An 18,769-nucleotide genomic window follows, 5' to 3' on the forward strand; every position below is an offset into this window, starting at 1 on the left:
GTGCGGGTAGAGGCTCGGGATGCCCGCGGCGTCGCCGAGGCGGTGGACCATGCTCTTGACCCCGGCGATCGTCAAGGGCTTGCGGCCGGTCTCGTCCAACCAGAAGTGCGGCAGGGCGGCCCCGGGTTTCTTCGACCGGGCCCGGTCGTACTTGGACAGGGTGCGGCCGGTGCGGTCGCCGAAGGTCACGATGCGCTCCTTGGCCCCCTTGCCGTGGACTTTGATCCGGTCCAGGCGCAGGTCGACGGTTGCGGTGTCTAGAGAGGTCATCTCCGCGCAACGCAGGGCAGTGTCCAGGAACGACTCCACTAAGGCCCGGTTGCGCAGTGACCGGAAATCCTTACCGGTGCACTGGGCCAGCAATGCCTCGATCTGGTCATCGGTCAGGATCGGGGTGAGCTTCTGCCCCTTCTTCGGCAGGGTCAGCTTGGTGAACGGAGAAAACTCGATCTCATCGTCCTCTTCGAGGAAGCGGAAGAACTGCTTGGTGACCTTGAACTTGTTCACCGCGGTCGAGTCCGACCGGGTGGAGATCATCCAGTAGATGTACTCCTGGATGTGTTCCTTGGTCACCGCACACGGGTCCTCAGCGGCTGCGGCGATGTCGATGCCGGTGAACCGCGATTCCCAGTCCTCGGCCCATTCGCGGTGGGCCTCACCGGTGTGTTCGTCGAGCGGTGCGCCCTGGGACAGCCAGTGATAGAAGTTCGCCAGCTGCACGACGCCGAGTTCGTAGTTGTAGCGGGTGGACTTGGGCTTGTTGTTGCTCCGCAGCGACCGGTCCCAGGCGATCACGTACCGTGACCATGTGGGGTTGGTGGGCAGTGGGGGCTCGGGCTCGTAGGACATGTGCTCTACCTCAGGGTCAAGGTGGCACCGAGCGCTGTGCTCGGTGTGGGAGCACGGCCCAAGCACAGAAAAGAGGAGCCTTCACAGGCTCTCACCTGCGAAGACTCCTCTGACCGTCGGGCTGACAGGATTCGAACCTGCGACCCCTTGACCCCCAGGTCTGTCTGGTGGACATACATGCACTTCAGAGGCGGTTCGTGTCTGGCCGCAATGTTGTTGCGCGGGTCGGCTGTGCACACCTGTGCATGACGTGTGGTCCCCACCTGGTCCCCAGAAAGCCGACGACTGTTCGCGTTTCAAAGTCGTGAGCAACCGACACGAATCTCCGAGGTAGGAGGGGATACGGGTCATCTGGCGTAGGTGTGGGAGGCTGGTTGCGACCAGATTCGATGGAGGTTACGGATGCAGCACGAGCACCTGCTCAGAGAGCTTGTGTTCCCAGACAGGTATGAGCAGCTTGTTCGCCACCTGGGCGAACAAGTGGTCCGCATCCTTGTCCCTCCAGCCTCTGCGACCACTGATGCGCTTGAAGAAGCCGCTTACTCCGTAAAGTACAGCGATAGCGGGTTGCTGTGTCCTCTTTACGCACCATCGGGCACAGGAAAAACCACGCTCGCTTCGAATGTTTCTACTTTTCATCGCGAGTTGTTCGGCTCAACTCTGACATACGATGGCGCTTTGACCACGGCGGCATTGCGGGCGGCCGTAAATGATCACAATCGGGACAATAACCCGGCCAACGATGAACGGGTTATACCGGTTAATATCGATAGCCGCGAAGCTGCTCCTGCGGACGCTCGAGAAATGGCGGATATCAAGAGATTTCTCAGAGACGATATTGGTCGACGGGTAATGATGTTCTGGCCGACGACTGATGAAAATATCGCAAAGTCTATGGCGGGAGCATATTCGGCGATTGCTGGAACGGCTCCGATCGAGCTTCCACTCACTGTCGAAGGGCCTGCCAGATCTACATGGGTTGAAATAGCAAGAAATACGGTAACTCTCGCAAACAATGTCGACTCGATTGAACTGCTTGCCAATCCGGCGGATTACGATCCAGCAGAATATACTTCGATCGGCGAATTCCTTCGAGCTGTTGCGAGGGACTTTCTGCGGCGCCGGATGGACTTGCTTCGAAGCACCAAGAAACCACTTCAACTTACGGTGCTCTTTGCTTCAGAATCTTCAGAGCCAGGAGTTCTATCGCAACTTACGTCCTCTGCTCGTTTTGGTCTACTCGATGCAAGCGCGCTAGTGCACGTGACATCGAATAGCGAATTGGGACGATGGTGGTCGCAACGGCGCGGCCTGCTAACTCAAGCTATTGTGCAACTCGACGCTCACGCTTTCGTTATTCCCCCAGCCTTGTTTGTCCCAATCCTGCGAATGCATGGCCAAGAAGATTTAATTAAAGATCTGATTGCGCTCGGCACGTCCAGGAAATCTCCAGCCGAACTGCAAGACATCTCTAGTAGAAGTGATATAGGTCGCCATTTGTTGGGGGAACGAAGGTCGTCTTACGAGACGCGTGGAAATCCAGGAGAAAACTCTCGTATTGCATTTGGCCTCCTTGTTGAAAGCGGTTATATTAGAAACGGCCGCGATAAACAGCTCAACAAATCGCTTGCTGTTGGACTGCATTCGTCGCTCGAGACTGTACGGGAAAAATTCGATGTTAAGGCTGAAAAAAAGATTGAATTCGCACCAATTATTCCTGACGTCTCTTTCGAAAACGAACGACTTGTACATTGTGTAGAATTCGCGTGGCGTGCTGGCGACTTTCTACGCCCTGCAAATAGGTCGGACGCCGCGACGTATATACTGAACAAGTTGCGGAACTATGCGCGAAGCATGGAGTGGACGACAGACTGACCATTTAGATTCTTTCGTACTGTCTGCCTATTTCTTCTGCTGTCAGTCTCCTACTCAGGACGGCCTTCGGGCACCCGTGCGACACCGGGTCTCGGGGGCTGTCCTGCGCGTGCTCCTGGCCCTCGTCGTCGGTTGGCGGGTGGTCGTGAGGGTGGTGTCGGTGACCTTGCGTGGGGCGGGCCGTGGCTTGCGCTTGTGGGCGGGCTTGGCCGCGGTGGGCTCCTGGTAGGTGGCGCGTTCGTGGAGGGCGTAGGTGCTCCACAGGCTGAGCTGGTTGAGTCCGGACTCCCGACGGCTGCCGCGCATCCGAGGTACCTCCTGGCTGAGTCGACCGGTGCGAACTGGTCACCCGGGGCTCGGTCCACCCCGCTTCTTCGCACTGGCCGCTTCTGACGCTGGGGAGGGGCCTGTCAAGGGTGAGGCTCCGCCTCATCGCGTCAGCGACGCCCATCGGGCGCCCTTGATAGGCCCCTCCCAGCGTCAGATGATTGCGAGGCGGAGAACCCCTTACGCGCTCCGCGGTGACCCTCATGAGCTGCTGCCGCTGGCTGCCATGGCTCCCCCCGTGCCGCCTGCGTGGTGCGGCGCCTCCCCTACCCCATGCCTGGGCCGTGCCGCGCGCCCGCGCGGGCGGAGCGGAGCGGGAGCCCGCACCGTGGCGCGATGGATCTGGTCCACGCTGGCAACGAGACAGGCCAACGGCGCCGCGCCGCGCAGGCGGCGCGGCCTTGATCCCCTAGAGGCAAGTTCGGCAGGAAACCGCTGGCGGGTCGAAATGGGCTGGGCCGGATATCGTCGGTGGGAGCCGTCGATGATGGAGGTGTGGTGCTCGACCAGGCGAGGGAGTTGGTGCGGGCCGAGTTGGCGGAGAGTCAGCCTCGGCGGTTCAGTCACCTGCAAGGAGCGTGCAGGCGTGCTGAAGCCGCGGCGCCCCTGTTCTCTGCTGAGGATGGGCGGTTGTTGGTCGTGACTGCCTTGGTTCATGACGTGGGGTATTGCGATTCGGCGCGTGAGACGGGATTTCACCCGCTGGATGGGGCCAGGTTCCTCGCCGAACGCGGCTATCCAGCCCGGTTGTGCGACCTTGTGGCGCATCATTCGTGCGCTCGTCTTGAGGCTGATCTCCGGGGATTGGGGTCGGAGTTGAGTCAGTGGACCGATGAGCGGTCGGAGTTGCGGGATGCGTTGTGGTGGGCGGATATGACGACGTCGCCGGATGGTGAGGTGGTGACGTTCAAGGAGAGGGTTGCTGAGATTCAGGCGCGGTACGGGCCGGAGGATCTGGTGAGCCGGTTCATTCGGGCCGCAGGACCTGAGTTGCGGGGTGCGGTGGAGCGGACCGAGACCCGGTTGGCTGGTCTCAGGTGAAGTAGGGCGTGGCGCGGTCTTCGCGGGCGTGGGTGATGCGGAAGCGGATGCTGGGGTGGATGTTGAGACTGTCCAAGGCAGCCGGATCGACCCAGAGGACTTCTTTGCTTTCGTTGCTGGTCCGCAGTTCCCCGCCAAGAGGGGTGGCGCGGAAGCAGAGGGAGAACTCTTGGCGAACCTCGCCGTCCGTGAAGGCGATGACGTGGTTGGGGTCGCTGTATGCGCCGACGAGTGCGGTAACCTCGACGTCGATGCCGGTTTCTTCTTTTACTTCGCGGATGACGGTTTGGGAGAGGGTTTCGCCTAGTTCGAGGCCGCCGCCGGGGATGGCGTAGAGGTCGTTGTCGGTTCGGCGGATGAGGAGGATGTGGCCGTCGTTGTTCTCGATGTAGGCGGTGACGGCGACGACGATGGAGTTGGGTTGCGGGGCGTTGGGGTCGTTGAGGTAGTCGGTGCGGGCCATGTTGGGGTCACCATTTCGGGGGTTTGGCGGTGTTCCAGACGGTGTCGAAGCTTTCGGAGTAGGTCTCGAAGAGGTCGCCTCCGGTGAGGCGGCGGAGGTGGAGGACGGGGGCGTGGGCGGCCATGAACCCGTAGACGTGGGTGTTGACCAACATGTCGTCGTCGAAGCGGTAGACGCTGTTGTAGAGGGTGGTGTTGTGGGAGCGGATGGCGAGGTTGGGGATATCGGCCAGCGGCTTGAAAACGGCCAGGGTGTTGCGGACTTTGGCGGCGAGGGTGTCCTTGCCGATGCCCTCTTCTGTGCTTCGTTTGGCGACTTCGCGGCCGTTGGGATCGCCTAGTGCTATGCGGATGTTGGCTCCCGCTTCGGCTTTGGCGCGGAGGGTTTGGGTGAGCTTGGGGTTGTCGGTGAGGAACATGCCCGCGTAGACGAGGATCTCGATGTGGCGGCTCGCTGCGCTCATCAGGTGTTCCCAGACTTCGGCCGGGACGGCGTGGCGGTGGGGGTAGACCTTGATGATCTCCGAGGTGCCGATCTCGGCTTTTCGGGCCGGTGCGACGGCGTCGGGCCACAGGTAGTTCTCGGTCTCGCGGACCATCGCGGCGATGGTGTGGCGGTGCCGCGGGTAGGGCGTGCGGGCCTGGGTGATCCACCGTTCGACGGTCTTGGGGTCGACGCTGGTGGCGCGGGCGACGTGGTCGAGGCCCAGCCCGTTGCGCAGGAGGGCGTCTCGTAGGCGCTCGTTGGGCACGTTACCCCCGGTTGATCACGTCTAGGGACGTCTCAAGCGTACTCAGGACGTCCTGAGATGTCCCGCTGTGTGGTGTGCGCGTCCTGCTGTTTCGCCGACATTGGTAACACGCCCCGGAGTGACCCGGGGCCGTGACCAGGAGGAACAGCGATGCCAGTCATCCCGACCCGTTTCGCGGTCGAATTCGGGGACGTGTTTCCCCTCGGGGCGTTCGTGCTGGGTGTGGAGCCGTCGATGGCGTTCTCCGACAACCCGGCCGCGCCGAAGCAGCAGGAGCGCGACAAGGAGACCGGTCAGCTCGTCTGGACCGTGCGGGCGCTGGACGCGAACGAGGAGGTGGCCCGGTTCGGGGCCGAGTTCAAGGTCAAGGTGACCGCCGACCACCAGCCGGTTCCGCCGGTGAAGGCAGGCGGGTTCCCGTTCGCGGCGGTGGAGTTCGAGGGCATGACCATCACCCCGTACGCGAACCAGAAGGGGCGGATCGCGCACAGCTTCCGGGCGACCGGGATGCGCGCACCCTCGCGTGGGGCCAAGTCCGCGGTTGAGCAGAAGCCCGCCGCGTGAGCGCCGGGATGCGCGACATGGTCACCATCAACGTCACCGCTGACCTGCCGGTGCGGGCCACGGCACAACCGTTCGCCGACCGGGTCGAACTGCGGTTCGGCAAGGCGTTCCCGGTCGCGCTCGTGGTCGACGGGACGTGCCTGGACCGGCTCTGCGAGGCCATCAAGGACGGCAAACAGCAGCTCGTGAACGCGGGGAGGCAGGTATGAGCGCGAACGCGGCCGACCGGCACACGGGGTCGCTCCCCTGCCCGGGTGGTTTCGTCCCCGATCACCTGTCCTTGCGGTGGGAGGACGCCTACAACCAATACGTCCGCACGGTCGCCCTCCAGGCATCCGGACCCGGTGAGGCCCGGGTGATCGCTGAGGCGTCCGCGTCGGTGGCTGCGGCCTGGCGGGCCATCTCGGACGTGGCGGGCCTGCCGTGGTGGGGTGTCACGGCCGTGCGGTCCGCAGCTGAGACGTTCGATGAGCAGGCCGAGCAGTGGCGGGCCTTCGCGACCTACCTCGCCGAGCGTCCTGGCGGTGCCCGATGAGCGCGGAGATGGTGACGGCTGACGTCCTGCGAACGGCGTCAGAGCTGGTGGCGGCGCTGCACGAACACCTGACGCGGTTCCGGCACGTGGTGGCTCAACCCGCCTCGGTGTCGATCCGGACGGCGCAGCGGGAGGCGGTGCGGATCGGACTGCCGGGCGAGAACCTGTCTCAGGTCTGCGCGGCGATACTGACCTGGTTCGAGTCCGTCGAGGACGGGAAGTTGTCCGCCCGGCGATCGTCAGACGGGGGCACGCTGTTCCTGGAACTGCGCGGCGCCACCGCCGATGAGGTACGACTGCTCGCGGTCGGCGCGGTGCCGTGGTTCCCGGGCCTGCTGCCGTCGCTGCCTGCGGGACACAGCATAGTTCTCGGGCCGCTGATCGTGCGAGCGCTGGCTAACGACCAGTGGGAGCCGGACAGCGTCTTTCCGGCGGCCGTCGTAGACCTCGGTGCCGTTGGCGGTGAGGACTGATGGTGAACCTTCGGGTGCCCTCGGAGCTGGTGCCCTACGTGCCGTATGTGACGGCGTGGTCCTCGGAGGCCAGGCCCCGGCGGCGGGTGGTTCCCCGGTCCACGGGTGCGGGCATCGCGTTCGCTGATGAGCGGCCCTCCGACCGGGACCGGCGGGGGTTCCTCTGGGACCGGTTCAAGCTGGCGTACGGCAAGGGCAAACCCATGTTCGGGGCGGTACACCCCGGGCGGCAGCGGCACGCGATGGACAAGCTGTTGTGCCAGGTGTGCGCCCAGCCCGCCGACCGCAACACCGACGGGGTGTTGTGGATGCTCCAAGACCACCGCGATGACTGGGTGGGGTGGCCGAACCGGATGGGGGTGACCGAACCCCCGATCTGCGCCCCGTGTGTGGAGGTGTCGCGGCAGCGGTGCCCGGCGTTGCGTCGTAGTCACGCGTTGGTGCGGGTGAACACGATGCCCGTCACCGGGGTGCACGGCACCCGATACGTCCCCACCGGAGAGGGGGTGGCGCCCGGCAAGTCGGGGCCGATCGACTTCGGGGCGGACCTGCGGTGGGTGCTCGCGACGCACCTGGTGCGGGAGTTCAGGGACGCGGTCATCGTCAACTGAACCCAGTTCGATCCTTTATAGACACACGGTGGGTCGTGTGGCGATGACGCACACCCTTGTTGGGGTGTAACAGGAACAAGGGCACAGAAGCGGGATGGTTTGGCGGCCACCGCTTCTGTGCCCGTCCACTCGCGGGAGCAGACGATGGCAACTGTAGAAGAACAACACGGGGTCCGGTCAACCCGGGTCACCCGTACGCACGCTGAAACGGACACACCCCGATGCGGGCGGTGCCACAGGTTCGCCCGGCTACTGCCCGGGGAGACGGTGTGCGCCTCCTGTGCGGGGATGTTGGCGCTCGATTTCGCCCCGGGTGGGGGTGGTCGGTGATGGGTTCCCGATGGGTTGACCCCGCACCGCTGGAAGTCGCCCGGCCCCGGCTTCCGTGGTGGACGCTGCTGCCCGGCGGAGCGAAACTCGTCCTAGCCCCGCTCGCCCTGGTGGTCGTCGCGGTGTGGCTGGTGGGCAAGGCGGCCCGGTTCGCTTGGTACTACCCGGTGACCGTGCTCGGCGCCCTGGTGGCGGCCGTGGTCTACCGGGTCGGTGGGTGGTGGTTGCTCGGCGGCCTGGCCCTCGGCGTGGTCTTGGGCGGCGGTGTGTGGTGGTGGCGGGACACCGATGGGTTCCGGCAGCGGGTTCGCTGGGTGCGGACGGAGGCCAGGCGGGCGGGTGTCTACGCGGGGCAGTGGCGCACGGTGATGCGGCTGTGCTCCCTCGACGGGACCGCGCGGGGGCGGGAGTACCTGCCTCGGTTGAGGCGGACCCGGTCGGACTGGTGGCGCGACACGGTCCGGGTCCGGATGGTTAAGGGTCAAGCCCCGGAGCAGTGGGAGGCGCGGGCCTCCGGGTTGGCGCACGCCTTCGGTGCCCGCTCCTGCCGGGTCCGGGTCCTGTCCCCCGGCACGCTCGCGCTCGACCTGGTGCACTCCGATCCCCTGGTCAACGTCGTGCCGGTGCCCGGGATGAGCGAGGAAGCCGCGGTGGACCTCAAGCGGGTGACCGTGGGCGTCACCGAGACCGGTAAGCCCTGGCGGCTGCGCCTGCTCGGCGGGCAACACCTCATCGTCGGGGTCCAGGGCGCGGGCAAAGGGTCTGTCCTGTGGTCGGTGCTGTGGGCGATCGCCCCGTTGATCCGCACCGGGGCCGTGCGGGTCGTGGGGATCGACCCCAAGGGCGGGATGGAACTCGGACAGGCTCCCGAGCTGTTCTCGCAGGTGGTCTACGACAACGGCCCCGACGCGGTCGAGCTGCTGGAAAAGGTCGCCGGGCAGGTGCGGGAGCGGGCGGGACGCTACCGGGGAGTCCGGCGGTGGTGGTCACGGGACACCGGGGAACCGTTCACGCTCCTGGTCGTCGATGAGCTGGCGGACCTGATCGCCTACCAGCCGGACCGGAAGTTGCGGGAGCGGGCGCAACTGGCGTTGCAGACGATCACCTCGCAGGGTCGGGCGCCGGGGTTCGGGGTGTTGGCGTTGGTGCAGGACCCGCGCAAGGAGATCGTGCCGTTCCGGAACCTGTTCACCACCCGCACCGCCCTGCGCCTGGATGAGGCGACCCAAGTTGACATGGTCTTGGGCGACGGTGTCCGGGCCAGGGGTGCGACAGCGCATGAGATCAGCGAGCACACCCCCGGCGTCGGGTGGGTCAAGGAAGACGGGCAACGCGAACCGGTCAGGGTGCGGGCCTTCTACCCGACCGACACCAATCTCGTCGAGCTGCGCCACTACGTCACCGGGACCTCCGCGGCCATCGTCCCGTTCCCCGACCGCACCACCTCGGAGAAGGAGGCGGCATGAACGACATACCAGTGATCAAGCTCCGCGGCCCACTCTCCGCGGACGTGATCACAGCGGCGGCGGAGCAGCACGGGGTGTGTGTCCGGCCGTTCACGATGGAGGTCACCGATAACACCACCGGCGCCGTGCGGTACATCGGCGTCCCTTGTGGCTCCACAGTGGAATCCGTGTGCGGGCCGTGCGCCAAGAAGGCCAAGGCGTTGCGGATGGTCCAGTGCCGCGAGGGCTGACACATGACATCAGAACCCATCGACCGCCGGGCCAAGCCCACCGACGAACAACAATCCATAATGGAGTTCCGGGCCGACCTGGTCAGCGCCTACCGGGCCGCTGTCGACGCGGGCGAGGCCGGACACGCCGACGAACTCCGCGATGAGATCCGGTCGGTGGATGAGGAACTGCACGCCTCCGGTGTCCGGGGCCGGTTGCCCAACCCAGACGGGGCACCCAAGAAGCCCCCGACCCGGTCCACCCGGCGGCGCCAGGACGCGCCGAACCTTCCGCGGCTCAAGGTCGCAGAACGCACGGTCGGCCGCGAGTACGCAGGAGGGTTCCGGCCCTCGATGTTCATCACCCTGACCTGCGACACCTACGGCCCAGTCCGCGGGGACGGGTCACCGGTCAACCCCGCCACCTACGACTACCGGCGGGCAGCACGCGACGCGGTCCACTTCGCGTCCCTGGTCGACCGGTGGTGGCAGAACCTCCGCCGCGCAGTGGGGTGGGATGTGCAGTACTTCGCCACCGTCGAACCGCAGAAGCGCACCGCCCCGCACCTACACGCGGCCATCCGGGGCAGCGTCCCGCACGAGATCATCCGACAGGTCACCGCCGCGACCTACCTCCAAGTCTGGTGGCCACCCCACGACGAACCCGAGTACGGCGGCTACCGACTCCCCGTCTGGGACCCGGACCAGCGGGCGTTCGTCGACCCCGACAGCCGCACAGCCCTCACCACCTGGGCGGACGCGGTCGACCAGGTCGAGGTTCCCGCCCACGTGTCGACCTTCGGAGCGCAAGTGCACTCCAAGGGCATCCTCGGCGGCACAGAGGAGGCCGGGCGGCACATCGGCTACCTCACCAAGTACTTGACCAAGTCGACCGGTGAGGTGGTCGAGGCCACCACCCAGGCTCAACACGCGCACCACGACCGGTTGCACGCGGAGCTTCAACTCACCCCATGCTCACCCCGCTGCGCGGTCTGGCCGCTCCACGGGGTCCAACCCCAAGGGCGCCACGAACAAGCTCACCCCCGGGCACTGCAAAGGGCGCGCACACCGTCGAACCACCCTCGGGCTTCCCGGCCGCCGGGTCCTGGTCTCCCGGAAGTGGTCAGGCAAAGCAGTCGCCGAACACAAAGCCGAACGCGGTGAGTTCGTCCGCACCATGCTCGCCGCTGTCGGGATCAACAAGCCGCGGCAAGACCCCACCCGGCTCACCTGGCGAAAACTCTCCCCCGGCGACACCAACGCCCCACCCAGAGCGCACCTGCTCATGCACGCGATCTCCGAACGCATCACCTGGCGGGCCGAGTACGAACGCGCCCTACTCGCAGCCCAACCACCCGACCCAACTCTTTCAGCAACTCCGCCGATAGCGGCCTGACCAGGGGGAACAGATGATGAACCAAATGATCGACGGACGTTGGTACACCACTGAGCAGCTAGCTCGGTTGCTGCACGTGGATGCCTCAACGGTGCGGAGGTGGCGCACGTTGGAGCCCTTTTACGGGCCTGCCTTCGTGCGCGTCTCGGACCGAGTAGTGGTCTACGCGGCTGCCGATGTTGAGGCTTGGCTGTGGTCGCGGCGCACCGACCCCGGGGAGATGGCGGCATGACGGACAAGGCGCAGTTGCCCATCGGCGTCAAGCTGAACCCGGACATCGAGTACCGGGCAAACCGGCCTTCGCCCTTCCGTGCTCGGATCCGGTGGACCGAACCGGCGACCCGAAAACGGGACTCGGTCTCGGAGTCTTTCGCCACTCGGGAGGAGGCGGACGCGTGGATTCGGGACATGCAGGCGGCGGCGCGGGGGTTGAACCCTCGAACTGCGGTCATGAGCCTGGCCGACTACGGCGACGCGAACATGGAACTCGCCATGCGCGGCCTTGAGGCCAAGACCACGGTTCCTTACGGGGCCGGGTGGCGGCTTCGCGTGGTGCCGACCCTGGGGCACATCCCGGTGTCGATGGTGTCCAACGGTGCCATTGACCGTGCTGTGTATGGGTGGATTGCCGACGAGTGCGGGCGGTCCACCGTGAAGAACTCGGCAGGTTCAGGCGGTCGTAGCATGTGATCTTGGTGTTCGGTGGGGAAGGATTCCCTGTCGTGCGCAGGATGTTGACGTTGGCTGATTGGGAGGAGATCTCCCGGGGCTTGGTGGAGTTGTTGGAGTTCAAGGTCATCGCCGTGCGGATCGGTCGTGATCCGTCGGTCGTCTCGCGTGAGGTGGGCCGTCATGGTGGTCGGGGCGGGTATCGGGCGGTGGCGGCTGACACCGTGGCGACGGTGGCCCGTTCCCGGCCGAAGGTAATGGCGGTGGACCGGTCGGCCCGGACGCGGGCGCGGGTGTGGTCGTTGTTGCGTCTGGGCTGGTCACCTGCCTCGATCGCGGGCCGGTTGGCACGGCAGCATCGGGCCGGGGACCCTTGCCGGGTGAGTCACGAGGCGATCTATCAGTGGGTGTATGCCCAGCCGGTCGCGACGCTGCGCCGGGAGTTGATCGCGTTGCGCACCGGCCGGAGCAAGCGGACCGGTCCGCGTTCGGCTCCGGCGCCGAGGATTCGGGAGCCCCGTTACCTCGATGAGCGCCCTGACGAGGTGCAGGGGCGTGCTGTGCCTGGTCACTGGGAGGGGGATCTGGTGATCGGCAAGGGCGGCAAGAGCGCGGTGGTGACCCTGGTCGAGCGCACGAGCAGGTTCTTGATCCTGGTCCCGTTGACCGGGCGGGACTCGTTGACGGTGACCCAGGCGATCATCGCCGCCGTCGGCGATCTCCCGGCCACAGTGAAGCGGTCGTTGACGTGGGACTGCGGGTCGGAAATGGCTCTGCACAAGGATGTCACGGCGACCGGGCTGCCGGTGTTCTTCGCCCACCCGCACTCACCGTGGGAACGCGGCAGCAACGAGAACCTCAACCGGATCGTGCGGGAATACCTGCCCAAAGGTGTGGAGATCACCAGCGACCCCACCTACCTGGCAGCGATCGCCGCGGAGATCAACGACCGACCCCGTAAACTCCACGACTGGAAGAAGCCCAGCGAGGTATTCACCGAACTCCTCGAAACAGATGCTTCCACCGCCTGAACTCGCCCTCCCTTGCCGCTCTGGTGCGCGTGATGGAGCAGGCGAAGCGCGACGGCCTGGTTGACCGGAATCCGGCTGAGGTCCGCGGTTGGCAGCGTGAGTACAAGCGTGCCGAGGATGAGCTGGAGAATCCGCGGGAGTTGGCCATACCAAACTGGGAGACGTTGAACCGCTTGGCCGAGGCGTTGATGACGCGATCTGCGGACGGTTACCAGGGATGGGGCCACGTGGTGTTGTTCGCCGCGTGCACGGCCGCGCGGATCGGAGAGGTCTCCGGGTGCCGGGTGAAAGACATCGACACCCGGAATTGGATCTGGACGGTTCGCAGGCAGACGACGACCGCACCCGGTGGGCTGGTCGACAAGGGCACCAAGGGGCGGAGGGCTCGCGAGGTGCCGTTGATCGCCGAAATCCGTGAACTGATCCAACAGCGCATCGCGAATGTCGATCGAGACCCGGAAGCCCGCTTGTTTACTGGGCCTCGGGGCGGCCGGATCACCACGGCCGTCTTCCGGGACGCGACTCATTGGGATGAGGTGGTGGCGCGGTTCGGGTTCGATCATTTGCGGCGTCACGACCTGCGGCACACCGGGCTCACGTGGATGGCTGATGCCGGGGTGCCGGTCCACGTCTTGCAGAAGATCGCGGGGCACGGGTCGATCACGACGACTCAGCGGTACCTACACCCGGACCGTCAGTCGATCGATGATGCCGGGACGATGCTCTCCGCCCACCTGCACGCACCGCGGGGACCCAAGCTGAGGGCCGTCTAGCCGGTTGGTCCCCGTTTGGTCCCCAACGGTGTCAGGAGTTGACCACGGACATGATCGTCCACAAAACAGCAAAGAGCCCTCTGAGCTGGACTTTTGTCCGACTCAGAGGGCTCTCAACGACCGTCGGGCTGACAGGATTCGAACCTGCGACCCCTTGACCCCCAGTATTACCTTCGCAAGCGCTGTTCTCGGACCGTATTTTCCCTGGTCGCTTACCAGCGTACCACACCAGGTAAAAGATGCACGGCATTCGCCCGAGTCGATCATTGCCTTTAAGATCGTTTCAAGGTGGTTACCATGCGTGGCGAAGATCCTTATACTTGGGCAAACAATGGCAATGTGAGCTGCGAGATCCCTGCGGGAGCACGACGGCAGTACACTCGGCGGCTCTGAGGGCGAACCGTTGTCAAGTTTCTATGCGAGGGAAATTGGTCGACCCCATTGACTCAGCAAACCAGCACCGTAGATGCGCTACCTCGCGTGGCTGGACGCACCTGATCGCTCGGCATCGTTTATTTCGGGCGTGGTGCTGATACTTCGATCTCGATGACAAAGGGATGGGTCCTGCCTTTGTGCTTGGCGGCGATCTGAGTGGCTTGCGCGTGTAGTTTGGACTTGAGGTCTTGGGCGGACACATGCTTGCTGGCTATCGGTCTGCGAGAGTCTTTTGCTGTCCAGTGGTCGAGTCGGTACCAGGCGACGATGTAGATGCCGTCGGCGGTTCGGGTGTCGGTCATGTACTGGTCGGCGAGTTGTTCCTCCTGTGACGTGAGGACATCCCTGTGCCAGGGCCCTTTGAGTTCGATGGGAATGGTCAGGTGTTCGCCGTGGCTGCGGGCGAGCGGTTTGCCGATGACGTCAATTTTGATGTCAGGGCGTTCGCCGGAGTCGCCTTGGTCGGTGGGGCGAATGACGACTTCGCGGTTGACTATGGTGCCGCGTTGGGCCAGGCGCAGGGTGAGTTCGTGGGTGAGGTAGGCGCCGATCTGCCCTTCGGTTTTGGGTCGCCAGTCGTATCGACCTCTGCTCTTGGGTATGGGCTGGCCGTCCCAGAGCAGGTTGTAGTGGGTGTGCAGGTCGAGTTGGATGTCGTTGAGGGTGTCGATGAGGACTTGGGCGAGTTGTGCTGTGTCGTTGACGATGCGTCGGGTGCTGTCTGAGAGCAGGGCGTTGACGTGATCTGGCGACAGTCGGGCGCTGTGACGGATGTGGGCTTGGCGGCGTGCGTCTTGGAGCGCTGTGTTGAGGTGGAATTCATCGGGGAAGTCTGTGACGAGGGCTCTGAGTTGGGAGAGGGCGTCGTCGGTGCCGTATGCGGCGAGCGCGGCTGCGATGGAGCCGCGCCAGTCATGTGCTTCGTACGCGGCGGTGTGAACGACGAATCCAGACTGGGGGATTGGTTTGTCCGCAGGGAAGATGGAGATGAGCCAACGGTAGACCGCCGCGAGTGTCGGCTCGTCGAGTTTGGCAGTGATAGCGGGTGTGCTGCGGTTGCGAAGGAAGTTGATGATTGCTCTGCCGAACTCGGGGTTGCGGTCGATGTGCGTCTTGATCGCCGGCCAGTTGCCGGTGGGATCAGAGGTCAGCAGGGAGCGGGCGGCCACGGCGGCTACCTGAACGGGCACGGCGTCCTCTGGCCCGGGCTCGTGCTGGAGGGCCTTCCTCGCTAGTTCTTCTGCTGCGGTGCTATGGGTGACAGCTTGGGAGAGCAGGTCCGCCAGTGTCGCGATGCCAATGCTGCGATTTGTTTTGGCTGGTAGGGCGAGGAACGATTGTGCATCGCCTTCTGGCTCTGTGTAGGGCGTGTCCGGCGTGGTCGACTGGGTAGTCAGGTCGGTGATCAAGTCCTCTGCGAGCCGGGTGAGGACGTGCGCAGACGTCGGTGGCAGTTGCGGCAGCAGCGGAGAGGTCTCGTTGTGAGCGAGGTGGGAGCGAACGAACCCGTCGATGCTCTTGTTCAACGCTGCGCTTGCGTGAGCGGCGGCCCGTGTGACCAGGGCTTGCCCGGGGTCGTTGGCGTGTCCTTCGAAGCGTCCTGCTTCCGAGACGATCGCGCCCGTCCAGTTCGCCCAGGTGGATTCGTCCAACGAGTCGAGCAGGTGGTCGGCGTGGGTGTGCAGGTGAGTGAGGGCGGCGAAGCCGGCTTCAGCACGCCGATCTCCGCCTTTGCCCAGCCACTCTGCTCGGTGATCGTCTTCGCTCGTGAGGTAGACCTGGCAGGCTGCGGTCACCTTGTCGACGTATGTTGCTGGTGGCCACAACGTCGCCCCAAGCAGTTCCTCCCACAGCCAGGAGTTCTGGGATTTGGGGTGACCGGTGGAAGGGTCGTAGTGGAGGCGGTGGTAAAGGACCCAGAAGGCTTGGGTGTCACCGTCGACTGCACGGTCAAGCAAATCCCGTTGCTGCTGTTGAAATGCTTCTGCGTCTTTCCAGGGCTCAGGCAGATCGGGCTCGACTCCCATGACCGGTGGTTGACACCACTGGAGAACTTCGCGGTACACCTGGGCGATGCTCGTGTGGCTTCCCAATGTTTCGATCTGCGAATGCAGCCACGGCAGGTCCTTGTGGTCGAGGAGCCTGGCCCGCGGGCCTCGGCGTGGTGGCGTCACCTCGTGGCCGCGCCAGGTGTCGAGGGATCTGCCCCAGCTTGCGGCGATGCGTTGGATCCACGCGGAACGTTGTGAAGCAGGGGCGTGTTCAGCCGCGTGGAGCATCGCCCCCGCGAGTCTGAGCCGTAGTTCACGCACGGAGTCGGGTTCGCTGCCGTCTTCGTTGATGAGGATGATCGCCTCGGGCAGCGGCGGTCGCTCTGCTTTGACGACAAACCACAGAAGTGTCGAGGCCACTTGATCGGCCAGGTTCATCGCCTGCGGTGATGCCAGTGCTCGCTCCGCGACCGCAACGGCTATGTCCTTGAGCGTGCCGATCCTGGCTCGGGTGAGGTGTGGGGCTTGCTCGGGTTTGATCTCGTGGTCGTCGTCCCAGTCATGGAAGGCCGAGAGTTCAGCGGGCAGGTCCCCAGTCGCGCCGGCGTGCTGGATGACCGCTTGGACCAGGTCGAGCATCGCGTGGAGGTCGGCGTCGCGAGCCCGGGTGGAGAAGGAGCTCACCCAGAAGCGGAACGTTCCAAGGTAGTTGCCTCGGGCAACCGGTTGGAAGTAGGGCTTAGCTTGATCGAAGGTCAGGTACCGTGGCCAGAGCAGGTTGAGCAGGGTTCCCGCCAGTTCCAGGGGGTCGTCGGGTTGAACGTTTTGCCACGGGGCCGTCGGTGGGGGGATCGACAGCAGGACTTGACGGAGCCGTGCGGCGGTCGCTTCATCGGGGTCAACTGCTAGTGCGGCTGATGCGGCCGAGGACCGCAGTCCTACGGGGCGTGCGCTGTCCTCGACGACCTGAGCAAGCGGGTCCGCGGTGTCAGGCTGAGCTGAGTCTCGGGCGATTCGAATGGCCAGCCGCGTTCGGGCATGCGTAGGCCAGTGGGTGCTGTCGGCCCCGGTGGTGCTCTGGATGGCTGCGGCGATCTGCGCGGGAAGTCCCGGGTGGTCGAGGCGCCAGCGCGTGCTCTGCCACACGCGCGAGGACATCTCGATCTGCTCGGCTCGATTGAGCAGGCCCTCGACCAACAGATGCCGGACGTCCGCGTCGGTGATGGAGGCGCTGTGGGCGGAGAACGCGTCCGGATCAGCTGCAGCGAGCCAACTGGTCTGCCCGGGTGCGTGGGCCACGAGCCAGGCAGCGGTCTCGCGCAGGTGCTCGGGTACACCGGTGGCATCGTCGTCGGGTGCGGTGACGAGGAACAGTTCCTCAAGCTGCCGGGCAGGCATCGGCGGAGAAGCCCGAACCCGGTCGGCCAGGTGTCGGCCCGCGAGGAAAGCCCGCAGCGACGAGTGTCCAAACGTGGCTTGGTGGCTTTGGCGGGTGAACAGCCCGGTCTTGAGAGTTTCCTGGACCATGGGTGTGGTGACCTCGAACTCACCTGCTCCCGCCCACTCGTGGGCACCGACGAGTTCGCCGAGAGGCACGGCCAGATCGACCAGCGAGGCGGAGTTGCGGATGTCGACCGCTTGTCGGTTGCTCAGCACCAGATGGGCGGCGATCCGTCCGGCTACGGCCAAGCGCTGCTCAAGGGTGCTCTGCGGAGGCTTCCTGTCACCGTCTGGGTCGTGCTCGGTGGCAAGTAGTCGAACACCGGAGTTGAACAGCTCCTTGGGATCGCTGTTGAGGTGCCCGTCGTCGTCGGCGAAGCTCGAGGCGAGCATCTTCAGCGTCAACGGCACCCCCGCCAGTCCCCCGGTGCTCGTCGCCTCTACCTCTCGGAGAAAGGCATCGGCGTCCAAACCTGCACTGGCGACCAAGGTCGCGACATCAGCACTGGACAGCGGAGCGAGCTCACCGACGAAACACCCGGACAGGCGCTCGGCCAACACGCTTGTGATGCGATCGGAGTAGTCCGCAACCCGGCACGCAAGCCAGATCCGGAGCCCACGCACGTCCTTGTCGCGCAGTAGATCCTTCAGCCAGACGTGAAAGGTGCCCACGAACGGGCACTCGTCGAGCTGGTCAATGACGATCCGCACCGCAGTGGGAGGCTCATCCTCCGACCCAGCGGTCGACAGAGCCGCCAAGTACGGCTCAATCCGACGGGTCGCCACCTCCACCGACATCAGATCCGGTCCCCGCAGTCGCAGAGTTCCTGGTTGGCCCGGTGACGGCTCATCCTGCTCGCCTTCGGGGATCAGGGCCTCAAGCTCGGTCGTCTTCCCCGCCCCCGGCTCCCCGAGAACCACAAAACCACCGCCCTGCCCGGCCGCGTCCGCCGCCCGGCGCCAACCCTCATCCACCTCCGACGACCCCGGGTCGACCATCAAACCCATCTGGTCGACTGTGAAAGTCGCCACATCCTGATCACCGACGCGCCGCTCTCGCAGCCAGCGCTGCGCCCTCACATTGAACCTCGCAACCTCACCCATACGCCCTCCATCGCAGCAGCACGACACCTCGATACACCCCACACCGGGCGACACCACCGCCTCGCCCATGCACGCTCAACCACACCATCACCATCAACGACGCCCGTTCAGCCCATGACCAGTACCAACAGACCGCAACCTACAAGGACCACGACCATCTGCAGATCAGGGCAGATGCAGGACGTTTGGGTCAGCTCGGCAAGTTCACTCGACCGGGAAGATCTACTGCGCCCCTTTGGCCAGATCAGCAGCGCTGCTGGAGAGGCGGCCTTTCCTCGACCACTACGAGATACCATCAGACTTCGCCGAGCTTTCCCTGCACTTGCGATTCGTGCTCGTCCACAGCCGTCGCAGCCACTACGAGCAGGACCGCAGGCGCCTGGAGAAGCGCGGAGAGTTGGGTCGGCATGACGAACGGCTGATGTCCTTCGACCGG

At 64.9% G+C, this 18,769-nt stretch carries 17 protein-coding genes and 1 pseudogene; 13 read left to right on the forward strand and 5 right to left on the reverse strand.

Annotation, left to right across the window (positions count from 1 at the left end; translation table 11 throughout):
* Positions 1-849: tyrosine-type recombinase/integrase (locus GCL84_RS21880; RefSeq protein WP_156754483.1), on the reverse strand; the 849-nt coding region annotated here is incomplete at its 3' end.
* 402 nt (positions 850-1,251) lie between these two features.
* Between GCL84_RS21880 and GCL84_RS21885 the strand changes: the two genes are divergently transcribed.
* Positions 1,252-2,724, forward strand: coding sequence for a hypothetical protein (locus GCL84_RS21885; RefSeq protein WP_156757412.1), 1,473 nt, complete (start codon positions 1,252-1,254; stop codon positions 2,722-2,724).
* 54 nt (positions 2,725-2,778) lie between these two features.
* On the opposite strand, the gene GCL84_RS21890 is transcribed toward GCL84_RS21885, so the two are convergent.
* Positions 2,779-3,030, reverse strand: coding sequence for a hypothetical protein (locus GCL84_RS21890; protein WP_156757413.1), 252 nt, complete (start codon positions 3,028-3,030; stop codon positions 2,779-2,781).
* A gap of 519 nt (positions 3,031-3,549) precedes the next feature.
* Between GCL84_RS21890 and GCL84_RS21895 the strand changes: the two genes are divergently transcribed.
* Complete coding sequence (locus tag GCL84_RS21895) at positions 3,550-4,092, forward strand: HD domain-containing protein (protein ID WP_235926567.1); 543 nt, start codon at positions 3,550-3,552, stop codon at positions 4,090-4,092.
* On the opposite strand, the gene GCL84_RS21900 is transcribed toward GCL84_RS21895, so the two are convergent.
* The gene (locus GCL84_RS21900; RefSeq protein ID WP_156757414.1) at positions 4,085-4,555 is read right to left on the reverse strand and encodes an NUDIX hydrolase; all 471 of its coding nucleotides are present in this window, start codon (positions 4,553-4,555) and stop codon (positions 4,085-4,087) included. The genes GCL84_RS21895 and GCL84_RS21900 overlap by 8 nt on opposite strands.
* A 7-nt stretch (positions 4,556-4,562) precedes the next feature.
* On the reverse strand, positions 4,563-5,306 hold the full coding sequence (locus GCL84_RS21905) for an XRE family transcriptional regulator (RefSeq protein WP_156757415.1): 744 nt from the start codon (positions 5,304-5,306) through the stop codon (positions 4,563-4,565).
* A gap of 150 nt (positions 5,307-5,456) precedes the next feature.
* Between GCL84_RS21905 and GCL84_RS21910 the strand changes: the two genes are divergently transcribed.
* The 11 genes and pseudogenes from GCL84_RS21910 to GCL84_RS21960 all read left to right on the forward strand — a co-directional run bounded on the left by GCL84_RS21910 (position 5,457) and on the right by GCL84_RS21960 (position 13,363).
* The gene (locus GCL84_RS21910) at positions 5,457-5,870 is read left to right on the forward strand and encodes a hypothetical protein (RefSeq protein ID WP_156757416.1); all 414 of its coding nucleotides are present in this window, start codon (positions 5,457-5,459) and stop codon (positions 5,868-5,870) included.
* Positions 5,867-6,079: a hypothetical protein gene (locus GCL84_RS21915; protein WP_235926568.1), complete on the forward strand. Its 213-nt coding sequence runs from the start codon at positions 5,867-5,869 to the stop codon at positions 6,077-6,079. The genes GCL84_RS21910 and GCL84_RS21915 overlap by 4 nt, the downstream gene beginning before the upstream one ends.
* Positions 6,076-6,405, forward strand: a complete 330-nt coding sequence (locus GCL84_RS21920) for a hypothetical protein (protein WP_156757417.1) — start codon at positions 6,076-6,078, stop codon at positions 6,403-6,405. The genes GCL84_RS21915 and GCL84_RS21920 overlap by 4 nt, the downstream gene beginning before the upstream one ends.
* Positions 6,402-6,878, forward strand: coding sequence for a hypothetical protein (locus GCL84_RS21925; RefSeq protein WP_156757418.1), 477 nt, complete (start codon positions 6,402-6,404; stop codon positions 6,876-6,878). The genes GCL84_RS21920 and GCL84_RS21925 overlap by 4 nt, the downstream gene beginning before the upstream one ends.
* Positions 6,878-7,489, forward strand: a complete 612-nt coding sequence (locus GCL84_RS21930; RefSeq protein WP_156757419.1) for a hypothetical protein — start codon at positions 6,878-6,880, stop codon at positions 7,487-7,489. The genes GCL84_RS21925 and GCL84_RS21930 overlap by 1 nt, the downstream gene beginning before the upstream one ends.
* 329 nt (positions 7,490-7,818) lie before the next feature.
* Entirely contained in the window at positions 7,819-9,285 is a 1,467-nt protein-coding gene (locus GCL84_RS21935; RefSeq protein WP_156757420.1) for an FtsK/SpoIIIE domain-containing protein, read from the forward strand.
* A 95-nt stretch (positions 9,286-9,380) separates the two neighbouring features.
* A pseudogene (locus tag GCL84_RS21940) lies at positions 9,381-10,890 on the forward strand (replication initiator).
* A 25-nt stretch (positions 10,891-10,915) separates the two neighbouring features.
* Positions 10,916-11,122 carry a helix-turn-helix transcriptional regulator gene (locus GCL84_RS21945; protein WP_235926569.1) on the forward strand — a complete coding sequence of 69 codons (207 nt, stop codon included), beginning with the start codon at positions 10,916-10,918 and terminating at the stop codon, positions 11,120-11,122.
* On the forward strand, positions 11,119-11,580 hold the full coding sequence (locus GCL84_RS21950) for a hypothetical protein (protein WP_156757422.1): 462 nt from the start codon (positions 11,119-11,121) through the stop codon (positions 11,578-11,580). The genes GCL84_RS21945 and GCL84_RS21950 overlap by 4 nt, the downstream gene beginning before the upstream one ends.
* A 41-nt stretch (positions 11,581-11,621) precedes the next feature.
* Complete coding sequence (locus GCL84_RS21955; protein WP_156757436.1) at positions 11,622-12,590, forward strand: IS30 family transposase; 969 nt, start codon at positions 11,622-11,624, stop codon at positions 12,588-12,590.
* Between the two features lie 32 nt (positions 12,591-12,622).
* Positions 12,623-13,363: a tyrosine-type recombinase/integrase gene (locus GCL84_RS21960; RefSeq protein WP_156757423.1), complete on the forward strand. Its 741-nt coding sequence runs from the start codon at positions 12,623-12,625 to the stop codon at positions 13,361-13,363.
* Positions 13,364-13,875: 512 nt separating this feature from the next.
* Here GCL84_RS21960 and GCL84_RS21965 read toward each other — a convergent pair.
* Positions 13,876-18,333 (reverse strand): hypothetical protein, encoded by a 4,458-nt coding sequence (locus tag GCL84_RS21965; RefSeq protein ID WP_156757424.1) that lies wholly within the window; start codon positions 18,331-18,333, stop codon positions 13,876-13,878.
* Positions 18,334-18,769: the final 436 nt, after the last annotated feature.

Origin of the sequence: Actinokineospora pegani (assembly GCF_009745975.1) — a bacterium.
Taxonomy (GTDB): domain Bacteria; phylum Actinomycetota; class Actinomycetes; order Mycobacteriales; family Pseudonocardiaceae; genus Actinokineospora; species Actinokineospora pegani.